21 protein-coding genes are annotated in these 25,064 nt (G+C 39.7%); all 21 read right to left on the bottom strand.

The window, feature by feature from the left end; translation table 11 throughout:
- Positions 1–6: 6 nt before the first annotated feature.
- Complete coding sequence (gene rimP / locus ACFX4R_RS18070) at positions 7–477, bottom strand: ribosome maturation factor RimP (RefSeq protein ID WP_013084764.1); 471 nt, start codon at positions 475–477, stop codon at positions 7–9.
- Between the two features lie 364 nt (positions 478–841).
- Positions 842–5,152, bottom strand: a complete 4,311-nt coding sequence (locus ACFX4R_RS18065; RefSeq protein WP_028410838.1) for a PolC-type DNA polymerase III — start codon at positions 5,150–5,152, stop codon at positions 842–844.
- Positions 5,153–5,270: 118 nt separating this feature from the next.
- Complete coding sequence (locus ACFX4R_RS18060) at positions 5,271–6,968, bottom strand: proline--tRNA ligase (RefSeq protein ID WP_043976515.1); 1,698 nt, start codon at positions 6,966–6,968, stop codon at positions 5,271–5,273.
- Positions 6,969–7,073: 105 nt separating this feature from the next.
- Positions 7,074–8,333, bottom strand: a complete 1,260-nt coding sequence (gene rseP, locus ACFX4R_RS18055; RefSeq protein ID WP_043976513.1) for an RIP metalloprotease RseP — start codon at positions 8,331–8,333, stop codon at positions 7,074–7,076.
- A 78-nt stretch (positions 8,334–8,411) separates the two neighbouring features.
- Complete coding sequence (gene dxr, locus ACFX4R_RS18050; RefSeq protein ID WP_162214901.1) at positions 8,412–9,560, bottom strand: 1-deoxy-D-xylulose-5-phosphate reductoisomerase; 1,149 nt, start codon at positions 9,558–9,560, stop codon at positions 8,412–8,414.
- 35 nt (positions 9,561–9,595) lie between these two features.
- Entirely contained in the window at positions 9,596–10,387 is a 792-nt protein-coding gene (locus tag ACFX4R_RS18045; protein ID WP_014458463.1) for a phosphatidate cytidylyltransferase, read from the bottom strand.
- A gap of 18 nt (positions 10,388–10,405) precedes the next feature.
- Complete coding sequence (locus ACFX4R_RS18040) at positions 10,406–11,188, bottom strand: undecaprenyl pyrophosphate synthase (RefSeq protein ID WP_028410833.1); 783 nt, start codon at positions 11,186–11,188, stop codon at positions 10,406–10,408.
- Between the two features lie 134 nt (positions 11,189–11,322).
- Entirely contained in the window at positions 11,323–11,880 is a 558-nt protein-coding gene (gene frr / locus ACFX4R_RS18035; protein WP_013058847.1) for a ribosome recycling factor, read from the bottom strand.
- Positions 11,881–11,882: 2 nt separating this feature from the next.
- Positions 11,883–12,605, bottom strand: a complete 723-nt coding sequence (pyrH, locus tag ACFX4R_RS18030; protein ID WP_013058848.1) for a UMP kinase — start codon at positions 12,603–12,605, stop codon at positions 11,883–11,885.
- A 76-nt stretch (positions 12,606–12,681) separates the two neighbouring features.
- Complete coding sequence (gene tsf / locus ACFX4R_RS18025) at positions 12,682–13,563, bottom strand: translation elongation factor Ts (RefSeq protein ID WP_013058849.1); 882 nt, start codon at positions 13,561–13,563, stop codon at positions 12,682–12,684.
- A 107-nt stretch (positions 13,564–13,670) separates the two neighbouring features.
- Positions 13,671–14,390: a 30S ribosomal protein S2 gene (gene rpsB / locus ACFX4R_RS18020; RefSeq protein ID WP_013058850.1), complete on the bottom strand. Its 720-nt coding sequence runs from the start codon at positions 14,388–14,390 to the stop codon at positions 13,671–13,673.
- Between the two features lie 158 nt (positions 14,391–14,548).
- On the bottom strand, positions 14,549–15,076 hold the full coding sequence (locus tag ACFX4R_RS18015) for a hypothetical protein (protein WP_043976509.1): 528 nt from the start codon (positions 15,074–15,076) through the stop codon (positions 14,549–14,551).
- A 15-nt stretch (positions 15,077–15,091) separates the two neighbouring features.
- Positions 15,092–15,853: a FliA/WhiG family RNA polymerase sigma factor gene (locus tag ACFX4R_RS18010; RefSeq protein WP_043976506.1), complete on the bottom strand. Its 762-nt coding sequence runs from the start codon at positions 15,851–15,853 to the stop codon at positions 15,092–15,094.
- Positions 15,854–15,902: 49 nt separating this feature from the next.
- Positions 15,903–16,397: a chemotaxis protein CheD gene (locus tag ACFX4R_RS18005; RefSeq protein WP_016765382.1), complete on the bottom strand. Its 495-nt coding sequence runs from the start codon at positions 16,395–16,397 to the stop codon at positions 15,903–15,905.
- A gap of 50 nt (positions 16,398–16,447) precedes the next feature.
- Positions 16,448–16,876 carry a chemotaxis protein CheW gene (locus ACFX4R_RS18000; protein WP_323617738.1) on the bottom strand — a complete coding sequence of 143 codons (429 nt, stop codon included), beginning with the start codon at positions 16,874–16,876 and terminating at the stop codon, positions 16,448–16,450.
- Positions 16,877–16,906: 30 nt separating this feature from the next.
- Positions 16,907–18,886, bottom strand: a complete 1,980-nt coding sequence (locus ACFX4R_RS17995; RefSeq protein ID WP_165575839.1) for a chemotaxis protein CheA — start codon at positions 18,884–18,886, stop codon at positions 16,907–16,909.
- A gap of 14 nt (positions 18,887–18,900) precedes the next feature.
- Positions 18,901–19,944, bottom strand: a complete 1,044-nt coding sequence (locus tag ACFX4R_RS17990; protein WP_043976501.1) for a protein-glutamate methylesterase/protein-glutamine glutaminase — start codon at positions 19,942–19,944, stop codon at positions 18,901–18,903.
- Positions 19,945–19,953: 9 nt separating this feature from the next.
- A complete protein-coding gene (locus tag ACFX4R_RS17985) occupies positions 19,954–20,823 on the bottom strand; it encodes a MinD/ParA family protein (RefSeq protein ID WP_322552398.1) in 870 nt (289 codons plus the stop codon).
- Positions 20,816–21,913, bottom strand: a complete 1,098-nt coding sequence (gene flhF, locus ACFX4R_RS17980; protein ID WP_377570024.1) for a flagellar biosynthesis GTPase FlhF — start codon at positions 21,911–21,913, stop codon at positions 20,816–20,818. The genes ACFX4R_RS17985 and flhF overlap by 8 nt, the downstream gene beginning before the upstream one ends.
- Positions 21,913–23,949: a flagellar biosynthesis protein FlhA gene (gene flhA, locus ACFX4R_RS17975; RefSeq protein WP_377570022.1), complete on the bottom strand. Its 2,037-nt coding sequence runs from the start codon at positions 23,947–23,949 to the stop codon at positions 21,913–21,915. The genes flhF and flhA overlap by 1 nt, the downstream gene beginning before the upstream one ends.
- Positions 23,950–23,979: 30 nt before the next feature.
- The gene (gene flhB / locus ACFX4R_RS17970) at positions 23,980–25,062 is read right to left on the bottom strand and encodes a flagellar biosynthesis protein FlhB (protein WP_043976493.1); all 1,083 of its coding nucleotides are present in this window, start codon (positions 25,060–25,062) and stop codon (positions 23,980–23,982) included.
- Between the last annotated feature and the right edge of the window lie 2 nt (positions 25,063–25,064).

Raw genomic sequence — 25,064 nt, 5'->3', positions numbered from 1 at the left:
TACACATTAAAATACAATCGCTAATCGAGCAAAAGCGACTTTGTCATATGGTAAAACCACCGTTTTTGTGCGTGTTTTGATACGAATAGATAATGTGACAGTTTCTCCGTCAAATGATTGTAATTCGCCTTCAAATTCTTTTGCACCTTCAATTGGTTCATATGTTTTTATGTATACATGCTTACCAATTGCACGTTCAAAATCTTTATCTTTTTTTAATGGACGTTCCGCACCAGGCGATGATACTTCTAAAAAATAGTTATGAGGGATTGGATCTACTGCATCCATTTTCTCACTCAATTTTTCACTTACTGCTCCGCAGTCTTCGATATCCACGCCGGTATCAGAGTCGATAAACACACGTAAAAACCAATCTTTTCCTTCTTTTACGTATTCAATTTCAACAAGCTCTAAATTCATTTCCTCTAAGATAGGGGAAACCATTTCTTCCACTGTTTGTTTTACATTTTTACTCATTCTAATCCTCCCTTCGAGACATTGCATGGTATGTTTAGGTTACGCGTTTTTTATGTCTCTTATATCAAAAAAGAGTGGTTTATTTGCTATTTTTATTTTGCACTCTATAAGAGGTCTAACCTACTAGAGTGGAAATGTTGTCATTTGTGTTGCAGGATTTTAAACGTCACATAATAAATCAATCATGGTGATTGAAAATCTACAGAAAAAACGAATCATGCTAGAAGCCGATTCGTTCTCCATACTACTTACTATGTCAGTAAGTTCATATCAATAAGAAAGAGCGGGTTTCCCCACTCTTTCTCGTCCGTATCCTTAGCATTTCCACAATTACTATATCATAACCGCTTATTTTATGCAAATGTTAGAAAAGAGAAAGCTGGTTCTGATCAGGTAATGATTCAAGGCATCCATGGTTGTCTAGATACTCTAAAATCGTCTTCGATACTTTGCCTCGCTGCTGCAAGTCTTCTTTCGATAAAAACTCTCCCGTTTCACGAGCTTTTACAATGTTCAGCGCTGCATTTGTGCCAAGACCGGGAATGGCATTAAACGGTGGAACTAAAGACGTGCCGTCAATTAAAAATTCGTCTGCGCTAGATTCATATAAATCTACTTTTTTAAACGAATAGCCTCGTTCGCACATTTCTAAAGAAAGCTCAAGCACCGTTAATAAGTTTTTCTCTTTAGGGGATGCATCTAAACCTTTGGCATTAATTTCTTCCATCTTCGCTCGAATGGCAGTTGAGCCTTTGATCATCGTATCAATATCAAAGTCATCTGCACGAACCGTAAAGTATGCTGCGTAATAAAGAAGCGCGTGGTGCACTTTGAAATAAGCAATACGCACGGCCATCAATACATAAGCAGCGGCATGGGCTTTAGGGAACATATACTTAATCTTTTTACAAGAATCAATATACCAGTCCGGAACACCATTTTTGATCATTTCCTCTTCAAATTCAGGTGTTAGCCCTTTCCCTTTACGTACAGACTCCATAATTTTAAAGGCAAGTGAAGGTTCAAGACCTTGATAAATCAGATAAACCATGATGTCATCACGACAGCCGATTACTTCACTTAAGTTGCAAATATCATTGCGAATTAGCTCCTGCGCATTACCAAGCCATACGTCCGTCCCGTGTGACAGTCCTGAGATTTGAACAAGCTCTGAAAACGTCGTTGGCTTCGTATCTTCTAACATTTGACGCACAAAGCGCGTTCCAAACTCCGGTATGCCAAGCGTTCCTGTTTTACACATAATTTGCTCTTCTGTTACGCCAAGTGATTCCGTTCCGCTAAAAATTTTCATCACTTCAGGGTCATCCGTCGGAATTGTTTTTGGATCAATTCCACTTAAATCTTGAAGCATGCGAATCACGGTCGGATCATCGTGTCCGAGTATATCAAGTTTTAATAAATTATCATGAATCGAATGGAAGTCAAAATGAGTTGTTCTCCATTCGGAATTACGGTCGTCAGCTGGAAACTGGATCGGTGAAAAATCGAAAATATCCATATAGTCCGGTACAACGATAATCCCCCCTGGATGCTGACCCGTTGTACGTTTTACGCCCGTACATCCTGCTACTAAACGATCCACTTCTGCGTTTCGCAAATGTAAATCACGGTCACCGGCATAGCCTTTTACATAGCCATAAGCTGTTTTTTCAGCTACTGTACCGATTGTTCCCGCGCGGTATACATTATCTTGGCCAAACAGTACTTTTGTATAGTTATGAGCTCGCGGCTGATACTCTCCGGAGAAGTTCAAATCGATATCGGGAACTTTATCTCCTTTGAATCCTAAGAACGTTTCAAACGGAATATCGTGTCCGTCTTTAATAAATGGTACCCCACAATCGTCGCAGCTTTTATCCGGCAAGTCAAACCCAGAACCAACGGAACCGTCATTAAAAAACTCGGATTTCTTACATTTTGGACAAACATAATGCGGGGGCAGTGGATTTACTTCTGTAATTTCTGTCATCGTCGCAACGAATGAAGACCCTACGGAACCACGTGAACCAACTAAGTAACCATCATTCAACGATTTTTTAACGAGTTTATGCGAGATCAAGTAAATAACGGCAAACCCGTGGCCGATAATACTTTTCAACTCTTTCTCTAGGCGAGCTTCTACTACTTCAGGCAGCTCTTCACCGTAGATGCTGCGTGCCATCGCATAGCTCATTTCACGCATTTCTTCGTCTGCACCTTCAATTTTCGGCGTATATAAATCATCTTTAATTGGTTTAATATCGTCAATCATATCCGCTATTTTTTGCGTATTATGAACAACAATTTCTTTCGCTTTGTCCCCGTCTAAAAATGAAAAACAATTCAGCATCTCATCCGTTGATCTAAAATGAACATCCGGCAGCTGATGACGGTTTAACGGGTTAGCCCCGCCTTGTGAACCAATTAAAATTTTTCGGTAAATTTTGTCTTCAGGATTGAGATAGTGAACATTTCCTGTTGCTACAACCGGCTTTCCAATCTTTTCACCGAGCTTCACAATATTGCTGATAATATCTTTTAAGGCTTTCTCATCCCGCACTAAATCCAGTTCAATTAAGTGCTTGTAGTTGTCAGGAGGCTGCACTTCGATGTAATCATAAAATTCAGCTGCTCCTTCTACTTCATCAATTCCTTTTTGCATCATGCCTTCGAATACTTCGCCCCGGTCACATGCGGTTCCAATCAAGATGCCTTCTCGATATTTGTCGAGCTGAGATCTTGGAATTCGCGGAACTCGATAAAAGTAATTTAAATGAGAAATCGAAACGAGTTTGAATAGATTTTTTAAACCTACGTCGTTTTGTGCTAAAAGCGTCGCATGATAAGGACGGGCCCGCTGATATGCATTCCCTTCTCCCATATAATCATTTAAGCGATCGTGCATCGTAATTTCGCGTTCAAATGCATCTTTCAGCATTTTATTTAACAAATAGCCGGTTGTTTCCGCATCGTAAATCGCGCGGTGATGCTGCACAAGTTCAATATCAAACTTTTTAGCAAGAGTATTTAAACGATGGTTTTTCATATGCGGATACAAAAATCTTCCGAGTTCAAGCGTATCAATAACGCCGTTAGCTGCTTTTTCTAATCCGATTTTTTGCAGTCCCATATTTAAAAATCCCATATCAAAGCTTGCATTATGAGCGACTAAAATACTGTCGCCCATCCACTCGTGAAAATCCCGAAGTACTTCTGAGATTTCAGGCGCATTTTGGACCATATCATCTGTAATACCCGTCAGCTCAATTGTTGTTGCAGACAGAGGATGATGAGGATTTGCAAACCGTTCAAATCGATCGATGATTTCGCCTTCTTTCATCTTCACGGCAGCAAGTTCAATAATGGTATCGTATACGGCTGACAAACCGGTTGTTTCGACGTCAAATACTACGTAAGTTGCTTCTGTCAAATCCACATGCTGCGGATTATAGGCAATCGGTACGCCGTCGTCCACTAAATTGACTTCCACTCCGTACAGTATTTTAATGCCGTTCTTTTTCCCGGCTCCATACGCTTCAGGAAACGACTGTGCAACCGCGTGATCAGTTATCGCTACAGCCGGATGTCCCCATTTTTTGGCTTGTCCGACTAAAGCTCCAACAGATGAAACTGCATCCATTTGACTCATTGGCGTATGCAAGTGAAGTTCCACACGCTTTTCATCTTCAGGCGCTGTATCCTGTCTAGCGGGACCGGTAATCTCGTTAACATCATTTCCAATCATAACTAGATCACGGACAAATGTATCGTTTTGTACACTTCCGCGCACCTTTACCCACATTCCTTTTTTAATCGCTTGAAGTAAAGGAATATCTTCTTTGTCACGCGAAAACATTTTAACCATAATAGAGTTTGTATAATCTGTCACTTTAAAAATAAGAAGCGTACGTCCGCTTCGTAATTCTCTCGTTTCTGCATCAAATACGTATCCTTCAACGGCAATTCGCTTTTCTTCATCTACAATGGAGTCCAAGCGAACCGTCTCGTCTTTAATCGTATATCCAATTGTAAGCGGACCTTTTGGTAGGTCTGGTCCATCACTTTTTTCATTTTCTTTATTTTGCATTTCTGTGATGGCTTGTAATACTTTTTCTGTATCTTCTTGTTTTCGTTGCTCTACAAACTGCTGAAATGCTTCTTCTGAATGTACAACTTCTGTCATTAGCTGAAGGTTCGGAAACCCATAGGACGCATACTGATCAGCAATTAACTGACTATACTTTTTACGTAAAGCCGTTCCTTCTGCATCATGTCGTGCGTTCACAATCAACTTGGCACCGTTCAATCTCGGCATTTGATCTTGTAAAAGCGACTGTAAAAGCGGAGATATGCCCTGCATTTCTCCAATACAATGCTTCCAATATGACTGTACATGCTCTTCCGTACATTGTTTATTAACGGTTTGAATAGAAAAAGAAACACTCGCAATATGAGAAAAAGCTGAAGACATGCGAGCATGGAATAACTCATAAATCTCAAAAGGTAATAACCCTTCTAAAGAAAAATGGAAATGCCATTTTTTTTGTTCTTTCTGAATGACGAGCTTTTCAATCGCTGCGTTTTCAAAGTAAGGAACAATTTGATCACTCGTCAGCTCTAACTGCTGCAGCAGCAACTTAAAACGCTCTTTTTTTCCTAGCGTTTGTGCTTCCAAGTTTTCTGCCTCCTTTTATAAATGAGTGCAATCTATTTTAACATAAATGACTTCTATTCTGTCATATGTTCTGTTTATAAACATAAAAACAGCAGGGATACAAATCCCCGCTGCTTCATTACTTCGCTAGCAGTTCTTTCACTGTTGAAACAAGATTGTCAACTGACACTTCTAATGACTCCCCGGTTTTGCGTACTTTTACTTCTACAATTCCTTCAGATGCACGTTTACCAACTGTTACTCGAACAGGAAGACCAATTAGATCTGAATCTGCAAATTTTACTCCTGCACGCTCTTGGCGGTCGTCTAACAGCACTTCAAAGCGATTATCTAATAACTCATTATATAATTTCTCACCTAGTTCACGCTGTTCATCATTTTTCACGTTAACTGGAATAACGTGCACATGATAAGGCGTAACAGCTTCTGGCCATAGAAGACCGTTTTCATCATTAAATTGTTCTGCAATCGCAGCTACTGTACGAGAAACACCGATACCATAGCAGCCCATAATCATTGGCTGGCTGCGTCCGTTCTCATCTAGATACGTTGCTCCCATCGCTTCACTGTAGCGCGTTCCTAGCTTAAAGACGTGTCCGACTTCAATACCTTTAGCAAACTTAATAACGCCTTGTCCATCCGGTGACTGATCCCCTTCTTGGATGAAGCGGAAATCTTCGTAAGTTGCATTAAAGTTACGTTCATTCACATTTGTGTAGTGATAACCTTCTTCATTTGCTCCGCATACACCGTTAGCAATTGCTTTTACCGCATGATCAGCTACCACTTCTACTGAATCACTTACTCCAATCGGTCCTACTGAACCAACTGCGCATTTTAATACTTCTTTTGTTTCTTCTGGAGTTGCCAGTTCAACAACGGAAGCTTCAAAATAGTTTTTCACTTTAATATCGTTTACTTCGTGGTCCCCGCGAACAAGTACAAGCACAAAACGATCATCTACTTTAAATAAAAGTGACTTGATACAAGAAGTCGCTTCAACATTTAAGAAAGCAGCTACGTCTTCAATGCTATGCTGATTTGGTGTTTCTACCTTTGTTAATTCTTTTTCAGCTTCAGTTGATTTTTCATAGGTATTTACAACCGGTGCCATTTCAACATTTGCTGCATAAGAAGATGTATCTGAATAAGCAATTGTATCTTCCCCGATTTCAGAAAGAACCATAAATTCATGCGTATCTTTTCCGCCCATTGCACCTGAATCAGCGATAACCGCACGGAAATTTAATCCGCAGCGCTCAAAGATGCGGCTGTAGGCAGCAAACATTTTGTCATATACTTCATCTAAACTTTCTTGAGAAGCATGAAACGAATATGCATCTTTCATAATAAATTCACGACCGCGTAATAAGCCAAAGCGTGGACGTTTTTCATCGCGGAACTTCGTTTGAATTTGATATAAATTTAGCGGTAAACGTTTGTATGACTTCACTTCGTCACGAAGCAAGCTTGTGATAACTTCTTCGTGTGTTGCTCCCAAAGCAAATTCACGGCCGTGACGATCTTTCATACGCATTAACTCAGGTCCATATGAATACCAGCGGCCAGACTCTTGCCACAATTCAGCTTGTTGTAAAGCAGGCATCAATAATTCGACAGAACCTGCACGGTCCATCTCTTCACGAACAATTTGTTCAACTTTTTGCAACACGCGCTTACCAAGCGGTAAAAAGCTGTACACGCCGCTTGCATTTTGGCGCATATAACCTGCGCGCAATAGAAGCTGATGGCTTTTTATATCCGCATCAGCTGGCACTTCTCTTAATGTAGGAATCAATGTAGAACTTTGTCTCATAACCTCGCACCTCTTTGCTTACTTCTCTATCTTATTTTTTTAAGGCGGACCATGCCGCAATTTTCATATAATCAGCGAGGGAATATCCCTCGCTGAGCGTATGTCTTATAAAAAGAACTTTTGAATATCGTTCCACGTTACAACGAGCATCAGCAGCATTAATAAAGCAAAACCGATAAAATGAACAATCCCTTCTTTTTGACGATCAATTGGCTTACCGCGAATTCCTTCTACAGCGAAGAACAACAGTCGTCCTCCATCTAAAGCAGGAAGTGGAAGCAAATTGACAATCCCTAAGTTAATACTTAAAACGGCTGCCCATTTCATTAGATAATAAATGCCTGACTGTGCTACTTGATCGGTTGCTGCGTAAATACCTACAGGACCAGAAAGCATATCCAGTTTGAACTGTCCTGTCACAAGCTTCCCTAGACCCGTTAAGATTTCTTTCATCCACGTATATGTTTCAGTAGCTCCGTGCGTGATCGAACCAATGAATGACTTTTCAACCGGTGCATATACGCCAATTAGTCCAATTGTCTGTTCCCCAACTTTGCGACTTTCAGGTGTAATCGGAATATCTAGCGTTTTGCTGCCGCGCTGAACCGTGAATGTAATTTGCTGTTCAGGATGTTTTTGAATTACTTTTACGACATCATCCCACGTTGAAACACTTTGTCCATCAATTGCTTGAACTTTATCTCCTTGTTTAAGTCCCGCATCAACGGCTACTCCATCTGATGTTAATTTGCCCATCACAGGTTTGTCAACAACATATCCTTGAGAAATCCCAAGAACGATAAAAATAACAAAGGCTAATATAAAGTTCATTAGCGGACCAGCGAAAATGGCTAGCGCACGCTGACCAAGAGTTTTGGAAGCAAACTGACGGCTGTAAGGTGCAATTTGAATTTCTTCTCCGTCCATAACGAAGTAAGATTCTTCTGCTACCTCAAATTTTTGCAGACGTTCATCTTCACCTTCTTCATAACCTGAAATAAATAGATTATGCTCTAAGTCTGCTTGCTCTACCTCAATAACTTTTGCATTTGGATGCTGTTCCTTGTTGTTAATAATGACTTTATTTACTTTGCCTTCCTTATCAAACATGAGGCCCACCATTTGACCAGGCTTAACTTCGATCATTTCTGGGTCTTCTCCAGCCATTCGAACAAATCCACCTAGAGGCAGCAAACGAATGGTATAAACTGTTTCATCTCGTTTAAATGAAAAGATTTTGGGACCAAACCCAATGGCAAACTCACGGCATAAGATGCCTGCACGCTTTGCAAAAACTAAATGACCAAGCTCATGAAAGAATACAAGAGCTCCAAAAATGACGACAAACGCAATGACTGTGTTCAATGGGTATTACCCCCTTCATGTAATAGAGTCAAACCTCCACCCACCAGAGATAAGTGAGTGGCTTCTCTCGCACGCACATTATCGAGAGATGGCGGATCTAACAAACTCTCTTGCTTCTAAATCTACTTCTTTAATAGTAGATAAACAAGGTTTCTGTATTACAGTATGTTCATTCATTGCTTTTTCAATCACATCTTCAATTTGTAAAAATGTAATGTGACCATCTAAAAAGGCTTGAACAGCTTCTTCATTAGCTGCATTTAAAACAGTCGGAAGTGTTCCACCCGCTTTGCCAGCCTCAAATGCAAAAGCTAAACAGCGAAAACGCTCTTCATCCATTTTAGCAAAGTGAAGCTGACCAATATCCGCCAAACTTAAACGCTTGGTGTCAGGTAAAGACATGCGTTTTGGATACGTTAACGCGTATTGAATTGGCACGCGCATATCAGGCGTTCCAAGCTGGGCAATAACGCTTGTATCAGAATACTCTACCATAGAATGAATGATGCTTTCTTTATGTAACAATACATCAATTTTCTCATAGGGAAGATCAAAAAGCCAATGTGCTTCAATCACTTCTAATCCCTTATTCATCATCGTTGCCGAATCAATTGTAATTTTAGCTCCCATCGACCAGTTTGGATGATTTAACGCATCTTCAACCGTTACTCCCTGTAGTTCTGCTCTCGTTTTATCTCGAAAGCTCCCTCCAGAAGCCGTTAAAATTAAACGGTCTATTGCTTTTTGATCTTGCCCTTGCAAACTTTGAAAAATAGCTGAGTGCTCACTGTCTACCGGTAAAATATCAGCGCCATATTCCTTGGCTGCTTCCATGACAAGGTGACCAGCGGTAACAAGTGTCTCCTTATTTGCAATAGCAATCGTTTTTCTCATTTTGATTGCTTCTAGCGTAGGAGTCAACCCTACACTTCCAAGAACCGCATTTACTAAAACTTCTGTGGATGGATGAGTTGCCACTTCCACAAGCCCTTCTTCTCCATAAACAAATCGAATAGAAGGGAATTCTGCTTGCAGTGACAGACAATCTTCTTTCTTCATCACAGAAACAAGGGCTGGCTTACACTGCTGAATAATCTTTCTTGCTTCATTAATATTTCGACCTACAGAGATTGCTGAGAGCTCAAAATGCTCCGGATGCGCTCTAACAATATCAACGGTTTGAGTACCGATTGAACCTGTAGCTCCTAACAAGGAAATTTTCTTCAAGTATATTCACTCCTATTAAAACAAAGACATCTTTTTTATAGAGATAATAAAAAAGCTAAAATTGGCATGATGAACATTAAACTGTCAAAACGGTCTAAAATCCCACCATGACCCGGTAAAATTTTCCCTGAATCTTTTACGCCATAGTGACGTTTGAACGCTGATTGTACAAGATCACCCATCTGTCCAAATAACGATACGATAATACCAATTACAAGTAATTCAATCATAGTTTGATCAATATTTGCTAACAGCTTAAATACAATGGCTACTACAATAGCGCATACGACGCCACCAACAAAACCTTCAATTGTTTTATTGGGACTGATTTCCGGCCATAGCTTTCGTTTCCCCATTGCTCGTCCAATAAAATAAGCTCCGGAGTCCGTCGCCCAAATAATAAGAAAAGCAAAGAACAAATAAGCTAACCCGAACTCTTGACGAACCTCGATAAAATAATGAAAGCCAAAGCCAACATATACTGTCGTTAATAAAATAAACCCAACGTCATCGAAGGTAAATTTATTTTTAACTACAACCGTGTACATTAATAAAAGAAGGACAGCAGCAAGCGCTACTTCTATCTTATGTTCACTTAAGAATTGAAATGCAACATCTCTTCCATTTGGTAGTAAAAACACCCAGGTTAGCAATAAACTAATGATACTTGGAAAAGACATTGCTTTCAAATGTTTCATTTTTAAAAGCTCAATTACACCAACTGTTCCGATTACATACATGATAAGGGTAAAAGGTAACCCTCCAATTAAAACAATCGGCACAAATACCGCAAGTGCTACAATCGCGGTGATAATGCGCTGTTTCATCTTGTTTTCCACACCTTCTTATACACCACCAAAGCGGCGACCGCGCTTTTGAAACGCCTCGACTGCTTCGATTAAATGATTTTCTTTAAAATCTGGCCATAATACTTCTGTAAACCAAAACTCTGTGTAAGCTAGCTGCCAAAGCATAAAATTACTTAAGCGAAGCTCACCGCTTGTACGAATAAGCAAATCCGGATCTGGAAGGCTTTTGCTCATTAAATAGGAAGAAAATAAATTTTCTGAAATAGAAGAGGAAGCTACTTTTCCCTGTTCTACATCTTCTACCAATGACTGAATAGCGCCCATGATTTCGTGACGGCTACCGTAATTGAGCGCGAAGTTTAAAATCAGCCCTGTGTTATGCTTTGTTTTTTCAATTGCGTTATCCACGGCTCGAATCGTATGGGCAGGGAGCTCACTTTTATCCCCCATAATACGAACTTGCACATTTTTTTCAATTAGCTCAGGCAGAAAGGTTGTTAAAAATTCCTCTGGCAGTTTCATTAAAAACTCGACTTCAGTTTTGGGGCGCTTCCAATTTTCAGTGGAAAATGCATATAAAGTTAATACTTTAACACCTAATTCATTGGCCAATCTGGTCACATGACGCACTACCTTCATTCCTTCATGATGGCCCATCATGCGAGGAAGAGCTCGTTTTTGCGCCCAACGACCGTTCCCATCCATAATAATTGCAATATGCTCAGGAACAGGGTGCTGTTTCACTTGATCTTTTCGTTCTGACAAAGACAGTGTATTTAAATCTTGACTTTTCTTCCATGCTTGAAATTTTCTTAACATGCAAAGGTCCCCCGTTGTACGCTCTCACATAAACGTGTGGCTTATGTGAGTTTTTTCTTACTACACATTATTAACAAAAAAACCCCCTGTAAACAATAGAGGGTCTTTTACAATATATTTTACCTTGAAATGACTTAAACTGCCATAATTTCTTCTTCTTTATCTTTCGCCACTTTATCCACTTTTACGATATGATCATCCGTTAGCTTTTGAATGTCATCACTGTAGCCGCGTAAATCGTCTTCAGTAATTTCACCTTTTTTCTCTAACTTTTTAAAATCATCGTTTGCATCACGGCGTACGTTACGAACCGCAACTTTTGCTTCTTCAGCATATTTTTTCACCATTTTCACTAACTCACGACGACGCTCTTCCGTTAAAGCAGGAATCGATAAACGGATAATAGTTCCATCGCTTGTAGGTGTTAACCCTAAGTCGGATTTTAAAATAGCTTTTTCAACTTCACCAATTTGTGATTTGTCATAAGGCTGAATAACAAGCATACGAGCTTCAGGCACGCTTACTTGCGCCAATTGGTTAATTGGTGTTGGTGCACCGTAGTATTCTACCGTTACGCGGTCAAGAAGTGACGCGCTTGCACGCCCAGCACGAATTGATGCTAGTTCGCGGCTAAATGATTGAATTGCTTTTTCCATTCTTTCTTTTGCGTTTTGCAACACTTGTTTTGGCATGTTTATTTCCCCTTTACAATTGTTCCAATGTTTTCGCCTGTAACGGCACGTTTAATATTGCCTTCTTCCGTAATTGAAAAAACAATTAGCGGAATATCATTGTCCATACATAATGAAGAAGCTGTAGAATCCATAACAGCTAGTCCATCTTTTAAAACATCAATATACGTTAATGTTTCGTATTTTACAGCATCAGGTACAAGCTTAGGATCCGCATTATAAACGCCATCTACGTTGTTTTTAGCCATTAAGATCACGTCAGCTTCGATTTCAGCTGCACGCAAAGCTGCTGTTGTATCTGTAGAGAAATAAGGGTTTCCTGTACCCGCGGCGAAAATAACAACGCGTTTTTTCTCAAGATGACGAACAGCTTTTCTTCTAATATAAGGCTCTGCTACTTGTCTCATCTCGATAGAAGTCTGAACTCGTGTTTGCACACCGATGTTCTCTAAGCTATCTTGAAGGGCCAAAGAGTTCATTACTGTTGCTAGCATTCCCATATAATCAGCAGCGGCACGATCCATACCCATTTCACTGCCAATTTTACCACGCCAAATGTTTCCACCACCAACGACTACAGCAATTTCCACACCTAATTCATAAACGGCTTTTACTTGTTCAGCAACAGATTTGATGATGGACGGGTTAATACCAAAACCCTCTTCACCAGCTAATGCTTCTCCACTTAACTTTAATACGATACGATTATATTTTGCTTGACTCATGCTTACCTCCATCGTTAACGGTGAGATCTCTTTTGTAAAAAAGGGAACACACAGTGTTCCCTATACGGTCAAACCCTTACTTTTTAACTTGGTTCATTACTTCTTCAGCGAAGTTGTCTTGACGTTTCTCAATACCTTCTCCTACTTCAAAACGAACGAAGCTTTCAACAGTAGCGCCTTTGCTCTCAACGAACTGACGTACTTTTTGATCAGGATTTTTAACAAATGTTTGATCTAGTAAGCAAATATCTTCGAAGAATTTGCCAAGGCGACCTTCAACCATTTTTGCAACGATTTTTTCTGGTTTGCCTTCGTTTAATGCTTGTTGAGTTAATACTTCGCGCTCACGCTCAGTTTCTTCAGCAGAAACTTGGTCACGAGAGATGTATTTAGGGTTGATTGCAGCGATGTGCATAGCAACGTCTTTTGCAACAGCTTCTTCAGTTGTACCAGATAATACTGTTAACACACCGATACGTCCGCCAGCATGTAGGTAAGCACCGAATGCATCAGCATCAGTTTTTGTTGCTACAGCGAAACGACGTAGAGATAATTTTTCTCCGATTGTAGCGATTGCAGAGTTGATGTGTTCTTCAACAGTTGCACCGTTTTCCATTTTTTGAGTAGCAGCTTCAGCAGCGTCAGCTGGTTTGTTAGCTAAGATGTGAGCAGCTAATTCTTTTGTTAATTTTTGGAAACCTTCGTTTTTTGCAACGAAATCAGTTTCAGAGTTAACTTCTAAGATAACAGCTTCGTTACCTTGAGTTTCGATGTAAGTTAGACCTTCAGCAGCAATACGGTCTGATTTTTTAGCAGCTTTTGCAATACCTTTTTCACGTAAGAAATCGATTGCTTGCTCCATATCACCGTTAGTTTCAGTTAACGCTTTTTTACAATCCATCATACCAGCGCCAGTTTTTTCACGTAATTCTTTTACCATTTGAGCAGTAATTGCCATAATGTGTAGCCTCCTTGTTTGGGTATGTAATTAATGTATATAAATGGGTTAAATCTTTTCAAAAAAAGGTGATAAAAGGCTATTCCCTCTTATCACCTTTCACGGAATTAAGCAGTAGTTGTTTCAGTTTCAACTGCTGTTTCTTCACCTTGTTTAGCTTCTAGAATAGCATCAGCAACTTTAGAAGTTAAAAGTTTAACAGCACGAATTGCATCATCGTTTGCAGGGATTACATAATCAATTTCGTCTGGATCACAGTTAGTGTCTACGATACCAACGATTGGAATGTGTAATTTTTTAGCTTCCGCTACTGCAATACGCTCTTTACGAGGGTCAATGATGAATAATGCATCTGGAAGTTGTTTCATATCTTTAATGCCGCCTAAGAATTTTTCAAGACGCTCTAACTCTTTTTTAAGTTGAACTACTTCTTTCTTAGGTAGTACTTCGAAAGTACCGTCTTCTTGCATTTTTTCGATATCTTTTAAACGTTTGATACGTTTTTGGATAGTTGAGAAGTTAGTTAATGTACCACCTAACCAACGTTGGTTAACAAAGTACATACCAGCGCGAGCTGCTTCTTCTTTAACAGAATCTTGAGCTTGTTTTTTCGTACCTACGAATAAAACAGTACCGCCGTCTGCAGCTAATTCTTTAACGAATTTGTACGCTTCTTCTACTTTCTTAACTGTTTTTTGAAGATCGATAATGTAGATGCCGTTACGCTCAGTGAAGATATATTTCTTCATCTTTGGGTTCCAACGGCGAGTTTGGTGACCGAAATGTACACCAGCTTCTAGTAATTGTTTCATTGAAATTACTGACATGTGTTTTTCCTCCTAATGGTTTTAAGTCTCCTCCGCTCATTTCATCTTCAGCCGAAACTACAAAAAGTAGCACCATCAACCGAATCAACAAGCGTGTGTAATAACACCAAAAACAAATATAGCACACTCCTTTTTCACAAGCAAGCGTTTCATTAAGTTTATTGATGAAATTTCAATAATAATTTAATTTCAGTTTTCCCTCTGTGTAAATGTTTTGCAATTTCTTCAATTGTTAAACCTTTTCTCTTTAAATAAACAGAAAATTCTTTTATCTCTTCATCTGACAAATCTTGAATTTGGTCTGTAGTTAATTCATCAAAAGGTGTGCGTATATGCTTCTGATTTTCTTCTATAGAAAGAAGTTCATGCAGCGACTGGGACGGCTCACTTTTTAGATCCACCCTTTGAACAGGCACGTCTTCTTCATCTACCAAAGGTGATCTTACGCTGCTTTTTTCCGCTTCCGAAGAAAGCGAAGTGGAACGCTCTCGAAGCTGGCTTAAAAACTGCTCGTTTTGTTCTTGAAATTCAGCGAGATATGAACTCATCGCAGCTTCCATTTTATTTATATTTTGCTGGTGCAAGCGTTCAATCCTTTTCACTTTGGTCACTTGCATATATAAAAGAATAATGCAAAACAGTGATAGACCATGAATTAAAAAACTAACTGTGAGTAAAAAACCCATCCTTTTACCTCTTTGCTAAATTATTTTACTTAAACTCGTACGCATTTTAAACAGCGCTTTCGAATGAATTTGAGAAATACGTGAAGTAGATAGCCCTAACAGCTGTGCGATTTCTGTAAAAGTCAACTCTTCTTTATAGAATAATGAAACAACGAGCTGCTCTTTTTCATTTAGCTGCTCGATAACTTCAGCAAGCTCTTGATATCGTTCTTCGTTAATTAGCTCCTCTTCAGGAGAGAGCGTTTTTTCATCTTTAATCGTATATTTTTGTTCTCCATCTTCATACTCTTTCGGCTGTTCTTCCATTGACAACACGTTAGCCAAAAAGCCTTCATTCATCGTATGAACGACATCTGCTTCTGTCATGCCTACTTCTTTTGCAACCTCACTTGGTGCAACTCTGCGCAAGTACCTTTGTTCAAGTGCTTCTGTTGCTTGCTCAATCCTTTTCGTCTTTTCCCTTGCGCTTCTTGATAACCAATCTTCTTTACGAAGCCCGTCTATTATCGCCCCTCGAATTCGAAAAGACGCATATGTATCAAACTTTAAGTCTCTACCGTAATCAAACTTTTCCAAAGCATCGTAAAGACCGATTAACCCTAAACTACGAAGCTCTTCTTTATGAATATTCTTCGGCAGCCCCACGCTAATCCGCTGAACGTGATAGTTAACGAGCGGCATATACTTTTTAACAAGCATGTTTCCCGCATGTGAGTCTTTCGTCTCTATCCATTCCTGCCAAATTTTATGTTCTTCAACTTCTTGTATACTTTTCAAGGGTCTTTCAACTCCTTTTTATAGCGCTATTAAACGGTCAGAGCGCGCTTTATATCGTTTTTATCCCTTCGTTAATCGTACGAACCTTTAAAATAGCCGTTTGAGGATCAAATTCAATTGTGCGTCCGTTGTGTCCTCCTGTAGCTTTTGCTGCAATTTCTACACTGTTTCTATGCAGCTCTCTCTCTACTGCTTGAACATTTCGAAGGCCAATTCGCATGACATCATTTCTTGGTTCAAATTGAAACATCTGCGCGCCTCCTGCTATTTTTGCTTTTAACAATTTTCTATGTGCGCCTTGTTTAATCAACATATTTATCAAATCAAAAATGGCTGTATCTGCATATTTTGCTCTATTAAAAGGACATTTAGCTCCGCTTGAATCCGGAAGCATCACATGGGCGAGCCCAGCTACTGAGTGAATAGAGTCATAAACGACAACTCCTACACATGATCCTAATCCCGCTGTTCGAAGCACTGCGGGTGCATGTGTAACATTCATCTCGGCAATTCCTACCTTAATTACTTGTTTATCATCTCTCACGATTCTTCAACTCCTAGAACCTTCAGCGTGATATCCATTATTCGTTTGACTCACTGAAGGTGGTCTTCTAAAGAGAGCACTCTAGGTAAATTTAGAAGAACAATTAAACGGCTATCTACTTTAACGACTCCGTTTAAGTATTCTACAGCCGTTCCTTCAACTGTTTCAGGCACTGAAGCAATCGTTTTTTCATCAATATCCACTACATCATTTGCCGCATCGACAATCAAACCTGCTTCTACATCATTAAGACGAACCATAATAATACGTGTCAGCTCATGGTTAAGCTGTTCTTGCAAGTTAAAACGAGTGCGCAAATCAATAATCGGTGTAATAACACCGCGAAGGTTAATAACACCTTTTACATATTCTTTTACTCCAGGAACGCGTGTTATGTGCTGAATCTTTTCAATCGACTGCACTTCTTCTACTGAGATTCCGTACTCCTCGTCTCCTAATTGAAACACAATAATTTTCATGCCTTTCTCCCTTTCTTTTTACAGCATTTGTTATTTAATCAAAGCGTTGCAATCAATGATAAGTGCTACTTGTCCATCCCCTAAAATCGTGGCTCCTGAAATAGCAAACACACCCGGCAGATAATGACCTAGAGATTTTAAAACAATTTCCTGCTGACCGATAAAAGAATCAACAATTAGCCCAGCGGTCTTTTCTCCTTTTTTCACGATGACTACTGAATAACGATCACCTTGTACTGAGTTAGGCACAGTGAATAGTTCTTTTAAATCAAGAAGAGGAATAATGGCTCCTCGAAAGTCAATAACCTTTTGACCGTGTACATGCATGACCTCTTTGGGCTGAACAATAGCTGTTTCAATAATCGAAGAAAGCGGCAAGGCATAGCGCTCTTCACTCATTTGCACGAGTAAAGCAGAAATGATAGACAGAGTAAGCGGCAGTTGAATAGAAAAACGCGAACCGTATCCTTCGTTAGAATCGATCGTTACAGAACCCCCTAGCGATTCAATCGTGTTTTTCACGACATCTAAACCTACTCCTCGTCCGGAAACATCTGAAATTTGCTCAGCCGTCGAAAAGCCCGAAGCAAAAATGAGCTCGTACACTTGTTTATCCGTCAGCGTTTCAGCTGTTTTCCCATCAATAATTCCTCGATCCAACGCTTTTCGCAGTACCTTTTCACGATTGATGCCCGCCCCGTCATCTTCTAAATCAATAAAGACATGATTTCCGCTATGATAAGCTTTAAGGCGAATCGTTCCCTTTTCATTCTTTCCGTTCTCTAAGCGTGCTTGAGGCATTTCAATTCCGTGGTCAACGGCATTTCTTAATAAGTGAACAAGCGGATCTCCAATTTCATCAATGACGGTCCGGTCCAGCTCTGTATCAGCTCCGACAATTTGAAGTTCAATTTGTTTCCCTAAATCTTTTGAAAGCTGTCTCACCATACGGGGAAAACGATTAAAAACGGTTTCTACAGGCACCATACGCATATTTAAAATAATCGTTTGCAAGTCTCCCGAAATACGAGACATCCGCTCTACCGTTTCGTCTAATTCGCTATTATTCAATTCTTTTGATATTTGTTCTAACCTGCCTCTATCAATAACTAGTTCTTCAAACAAGTTCATGAGACTGTCCAAACGGTCAATATTAACTCGAATCGTCTTGTTATTTGAGGGCTGTCTTTTCTCTTCAACAGGCGATTTAGAAGGTGCTGACACAGTAACTTCCTGTATGGCTGCTGCTACTTCTGGTGAAACAAGCTCCTCCATTTCTGTCTCCTTTTTTACGGGGACCGCAGCAATTTTCACACTTTCTACTTCAGAGACTTCCATAATGCTCGCCTGCAGCTTTTCTTGTGATTCGTTTGTTACTAATATAACGATAAAAGATGATTCAAATTTTTCTTGTTCGATATCTTGAACAGTTGGCGCTGACTTAATGACGTCTCCTGCTTGCTCTAACACATCAAATACCATATAAGCGCGTGCAGCTTTTAATAAGCAGGTGCGTTCAAGCTGTACGGTTATTTCAAACGCGTTAAACCCTTGGTCTGCTGTTTGGCTGAGTAGCGTTTGTACTAATTCATCGTACTCAATGGAAGAAGCTGCATGCTGTGCTACGGGTTCCTCTGCTACAATACGCTGCAGCTTTTGAACAAGCAATTTGACATCAAGCTGACCATCGCCGCCTTCAGAAATAGATTGAACCATTATTTCTAGCGCATCGACTGATTCAAACAAAGCATCAAGAACTTCCGTATGAACGTCGAGTTGGTGATTTCGAACAGCATCTAACACGTTTTCCATTTTGTGAGTTAATTGTGCTAAATCATCAAATCCCATTGTTGCAGACATACCTTTTAACGTATGAGCAGACCGAAAAATTTCGTTTACATAGCCAAGATCATCGGTATTTTTTTCAAAACGCATTAGCTGGTCATTAACGTTTTGAAGATGTTCCCTGCTTTCTTCAATAAACACTTCTAGATATTGATTCATATCCATCGTAACTTTCCCTCCTATTTCTGTGCGTAGCGAGAAATAAAGCTTCCAACGTTTCGCAGCGGTTCAATATAATCAACAAGTTTTGTAGAAACGGCTGATTTGGGCATCCCATAAATGACAGCTGTTTCTTCCGATTCAGCCAATATAAGCGCGTCTTTATTTTTCTTTAAATCAATAACCCCTTCCGTTCCATCGGCACCCATTCCTGTCAACACAATAGCAAGTTTTTGATAACCTAAAATTTTACTAATCGACTGAAACAAACGATCCACTGAGGGGCGATGTCCCTTTACAGGTGAAGAAGTATCTAAACAAATGCTGAGCTGTCCTTTTTTCTCTACAACCGTCATATGAAAACCTCCAGGCGCAATATAAGCACATCCTGAGCGCACGATTTCATTGTCTTTTGCTTCCTTCACTTCAATAGCAGCTAGCTGATTTAGTCTAACCGCTAATGATTTTGTGAAATTTGGAGGCATATGCTGCACAATAAAAATAGGTGCGTTTATGTCTTTTGAAACAGTTGATAATACTTCTTGCAGCGCCCGCGGTCCTCCAGTAGAAGTGCCAATACAAATCATTTTGTTCACTTTCGTCCCCATCGGGAGGTTATATACACTGCTGTTTTGCACGTGCTGATGACTGCTTGAAGATATGTTGGCTTTACTAGCAAGCAATAGTTTAGAGATAAGCTCATCTTTCACTTTATGTAAGTCCAGCGAAATAGCTCCCGAAGGTTTAGCAACAAAATCAACTGCGCCGTACTGCATAGCGGTCAGCGTATTTTCAGCACCTTCTATTGTTGTACTCGATAACATGACAACAGGAAGGGGCTTCACACGCATGAGCTGTTTTAACATATCTAAGCCATTCATTTTGGGCATTTCAATATCAAGTGTCACAATGTCTGGCGACAGCTCGAGCGCTTTTTTTAACCCTTCTTCACCGTTGCGTGCGGTACCCACAACGTGAAAACGACTGTCACATGCTAAAAAATCGCCGATTAGTTTTCGCATAAATGCAGAATCATCTACAATAAGCACCTTTATTTCATTCACTCTAATTTCCTACCTTTCAAGAAAAAATCGTTTGAGGCGCCGAATAAACATTCCCTCGTTTTTAGCCGTTATCCTATTGTCTTGGGGAATAAGAATACTCACCATTTCTATTAGTGATATACTCGCTTTAGATGCTGGATTTTGAAGCAAAAAAGGCGTTTGGCGATTGACCGCTTTCTGAACAGCTTGATCGTTTGGTACAATACCTAATAGAGAAATAGATATGTTCAAAAACTGCTGAACAGCTTGGCTAAATCGTTCATACGTCTCATTTCCTTCTTTGTCAGAAAGCGTTTTGTTAATAATAAGACGAACCGGTGCTGATACAGAATAGGAAGCTGCTAGCTTAATAGCAGCGTAGGCATCTGTTATAGATGTAGGTTCTGGTGTTGTGACCACAATCATTTCATCTACAGCTTTTAAAAACTTAAGCACACTCTCTGACATGCCCGCTCCCATATCAAAAATCATATAATCATATTGATTTGTTAACGAATTCAATTCTTGTATTAAATGAGCAAGATCTGATGGAGACCATTCAAATACAGAGGAAATTCCTGTTCCACCAGCCACATAAGCTAAATTTTGAGGACCTTTTTTAACAATTTGCTGGATGGAAAGCTTTTTTTCTAGCAAATCGACCATCGTATATGAAGCAGTTTGCCCAATCAAAATATCAATATTTCCCATCCCTATATCCATATCAAAAAGAAGAACTCTTTGCTTTTGCTTCGTTAGCGCAAGAGATAAGTTTAATGATAGATTCGACTTTCCAACTCCTCCTTTTCCGCTTAACACGGCTAGTGTTTTACAATTCCTTAAAGAGCTTTGATGCTTCTTTAACACTTTTTCTCTTAAGACTGCTGCTTGATCATTCATCTTTACAATCTCCAAACACATCGTCAATAAACTCTTTTATTTTAAATGCCGAAACATCTTCTGGTACATCCTGCCCATTTGTTGTAAAAGCAGCCCGCTTGCCGCAATGATATAACATATTTAAAAGCGAGCCTTTACGGGTGGTTTCATCTTGCTTCGTAAAAATCAATTGATCAACAGGCAGACTAGCAAAACGTTCATATACAGCTTTCATATCTGATACTTTTGACGTTAGGGCTAAAACAAGAAACGTTTGCAACTCTTCTTGAAACGTAATAATTTTCTTTAAATCATTTACATATTGCTGTTCTAAAAAGTTACGGCCTGCTGTGTCAATAAAAATCACATCGTATGCTTCCGTTTCTAGCAAAGCTTTTTTAAAATCTGCTCCGTTATAACAAATCGTTAAAGGCGCATTCAAGATCGAAGCGTACGTCTTGAGCTGCTCAATCGCTGAAATTCTATACGTGTCAGTTGTAATAAATGCTATTTTTTGATTGTGTTCCAGGACACATTTTGCGGCCAATTTAGCAAGAGTTGTTGTTTTACCGACACCTGTTGGTCCTACTACACTTACATATTTTTTGAAAGGACCGCTCCATTCACTTGCTTTAAACTGATTGACAAACCAGCTCTTCGTCCACTCCATAAGTTGATTTGAGTTAGGGCGATGTAAGTAGTAGTACTCTAGCATAGGAGCCTCTATGCTTTTTAAAATAGCTTCGTCTATTTCTTGCAAACGCAAATAGGCAAACACATCCTCCACTGCTTCTGGATATGAACCTGAAGAAACCTTTGGCATTTGATTCATTTGTGAGACAAGAGTATTTAACTCACTGAGCTGCTGCTTCATAAAAGATTGATTATCTTCCATACTGGGTTCTGGCGGCGATGAATTCTTCTTTACGCTCCGCTTTTCTACGGAATCGACAGCTGCCAATACTTCTATCTTCGCCTTAGTAAATAAGCCAAGAAACCCTCCTGTTCGAATTTGTTTTGAATGTAAAATAACCGCTTCCTCACCTAAATCTGAACGAATGGCTTTCATAGCTTGCGGCATGGATGCTACTACGTATTTTTTTACTTTCATCAGATATCCACCACTCCAACACTTTGAACTTCAACATTTGCTTCTAGCTCGTTATATGATAAAACCGCCATATGGGGGAAATACCGCTCAGTGATTTGACGCACGTACATCCTCACCGCAGGAGAACATAACACAATTGGAGACTGTTCTTGAAAAGAAAGTGTTTCTGTTTGCTTGGCTATACTTTCCACGATAGCTTGTGAAACGTTAGGGTCTAGTGATAAATAATTCCCATGCTCCGTTTGTTGAACAGCTTCCGCCATCGTTTTTTCAACTTTTCCTGAAAGGGTAAGAACTCGAAGCAGACCTTCTTGGACCGTGTATTGACTGGTAATTTGTCTTGCGAGCCCTTGCCGGACATATTCAGTTAACAAATCGGTGTCTGACGTCATTTTTCCGTAGTCGGCCAGCACCTCAAAAATAATGGGTAAATTTCGAATTGAGACGTGTTCTTTTAAAAGCTTTGCCAGTACCCTTTGAATGTCTCCAACAGAAAGCGGATTAGGCGTTACTTCCTCAATTAAAATAGGATACGTTTCTTTTGTGTGATCAATTAGTTGCTTTGTCTCCTGCCTTCCAATCAGCTCATGCGCATACGATTTTATAACTTCTGTTATGTGCGTAGACACAACCGACGGCGGGTCAACAACGGTATACCCGAACATCTCAGCCTGCTCCTTCACCGACTCACTAATCCATTTTGCAGGCATCTTAAAAGCTGGCTCTAACGTATCAATTCCTTCAATCAAATCATCGTCCATTCCCGGACTGATTGCTAAATAGTGATCAAGCAGCAGCTCCCCTTTTGCCACTTCATTGCCCTTTATTTTAAGACAGTATTCGTTGGGCTGAAGCTGAATGTTATCTCTGATGCGAACAACCGGAATGACTAATCCTAGCTCAAGTGCCAGCTGTCGCCTAATCATCACAATTCGATCGAGCAGATCGCCTCCTTGATTCGTATCAGCAAGCGGAATTAATGCATACCCAAATTCAAATTCAATTGGATCAATGCTTAATAGATTGACAACACTCTCCGGACTTTTCATTTCATTGTCTTCCATCTCTTCTTCAGTAGGCGCCATTTCTTCACGAACCGCCTGATTCTTAGACCGAGATAAATAATAGCCTCCCACTCCTAACAAAATAGCAATAGGCATTGTAATAACATCATTAATTGGCGTAATTAAACCAAGAGCGGCAATCGTTCCTCCAGTAACATAAAGCATAACGGGAAAAGCAAACAGCTGCTGTGTAATATCTTCGCTCAAATTGCCTGTTGAAGCAGCTCTAGTGACGATAATACCTGTCGCTGTTGAAATCATAAGGGCTGGAATTTGACTCACTAACCCATCGCCTACTGTTAACAAAGTAAAGGTTTGGGATGCTTCAGTGATGGACATTCCCATTTGCAGCATGCCGATAATAATTCCAAACAAGATATTAATAAGGGTAATGACAATTCCTGCAATCGCATCACCTTTGACGAATTTACTAGCTCCATCCATTGCTCCGTAAAAATCTGCTTCGCGCTGAATTTTTTCACGGCGGTCAATTGCTTGCTTTTCTGAAATCATACCTGCATTTAAATCTGCATCAATGCTCATTTGTTTACCCGGCATCGCATCTAAGGTAAAGCGTGCGGCTACTTCAGAAACACGCTCCGCTCCTTTTGTAATAACGAGAAACTGAATGATAATTAAAATAATGAAGACAACAAAGCCCACTAACGGATTGCCTCCAATAACGAAGTGGCCAAATGTTTCCACCACTCCGCCTGCTTCTCCTGTTCCTAAGATTGAACGTGTTGTCGATACATTCAAACCTAATCGAAACAGCGTAAGAACCAGCAGCAAAGACGGAAATACCGATAGCTCTAAAGGTTCTTTCATATTCATGGAAACGAGCAGTACAAGCAGCGCAAGAGAAATGTTAATCATGATTAAAATACTTAATAACCATGAAGGCAACGGAATAACAAGCATAACGATAATGAGTACAACACCTATAACAACTGGCAGTTCTCTTGCAGACATTAATTTTTCTCTCCTTACAATAGCGTAACGTTACATTTTATTTTGAATGCGGTATACGTAAGCTAATATTTCAGCCACCGCTTTAAAAAATTCTTCGGGTACTGCATCTCCTACTTTAGTTTGGTCAAAAAGTGCTCTTGCCAGCGGGCGGTTCTCTACCATGGTGATTTCATGGCTTTTGGCGATTCCTTTAATCTTTTGAGCAATAAAATCTACGCCGCTGGCTACAACATAGGGAGCATCCATTTTTTCTTCATCATATTTTAAAGCAATGGCATAATGAGTGGGGTTTGTAATGATGACATCTGCTTTTGGAACTTCTTGCATCATGCGAGACATTGCCATTTCCCGCTGCTTTTGCTTTATTTTTGATTTGATTAGAGGATCCCCTTCAATGTTTTTATGCTCATCTTTGATATCTTGCTTTGACATTCGAATATTTTTCTCGAAATCAAACTTTTGGTACAAATAATCAAGCAGCGATAAAAATAAAAGCATAAGCGAGGCTGCAAGTCCCATTTGAAAAACAAGCTTAGACAGCACAACCAGCGAGTCCCCTATACTTTTTTGAGATAAATTTAATACATCTTCTATGTGAATCCATAAGATAAAAAACGTGACGGCTCCAATACACATAATTTTCAGCGTTGACTTGATTAGTTCTACCAGCGCTCTCATGGCAAAAATCCGTTTGGCTCCGCTAATAGGGTTAATCTTTTCTAACTTAGGCTGAAGAGCCTCCGTGGAAAAAAGAATACCCACCTGCATATAATTCGCTCCGAGCGCAGCAATAAAAGCTGCGAGCATAACAGGACCTGCTGCAAGGGCTATTGAAGGAAGAAGGTGCTTAAACATTGCAAATACGCGCTCTGCCGTCACTTCCTCAAGCATATACGTTTGAAAAGCTTCTCTTAACAACTTCATCATTTGCTGTAAAAACTGTTTGGCTCCAAACAAAAAATAAAGAAAAACCATTAAAAGGATGAGCGCAGTTGTAACGTCTTGACTTTTAGCTACCTGTCCTTTTTTTCTAGAGTCTTGCTTTTTTTTAGGTGTAGCTTTTTCCGTTTTTTCTCCCGCGAAAAATTGCAAATCAACTTTCACTAAAAACAAAG

This window comes from Priestia sp. YIM B13490, from assembly GCF_042787735.1.
Classification (GTDB): Bacteria; Bacillota; Bacilli; order Bacillales; family Bacillaceae_H; genus Priestia; species Priestia megaterium.
Note: the sequence above shows the minus strand (reverse complement) of the source record. Positions and strands in the feature narration are given on the sequence as shown.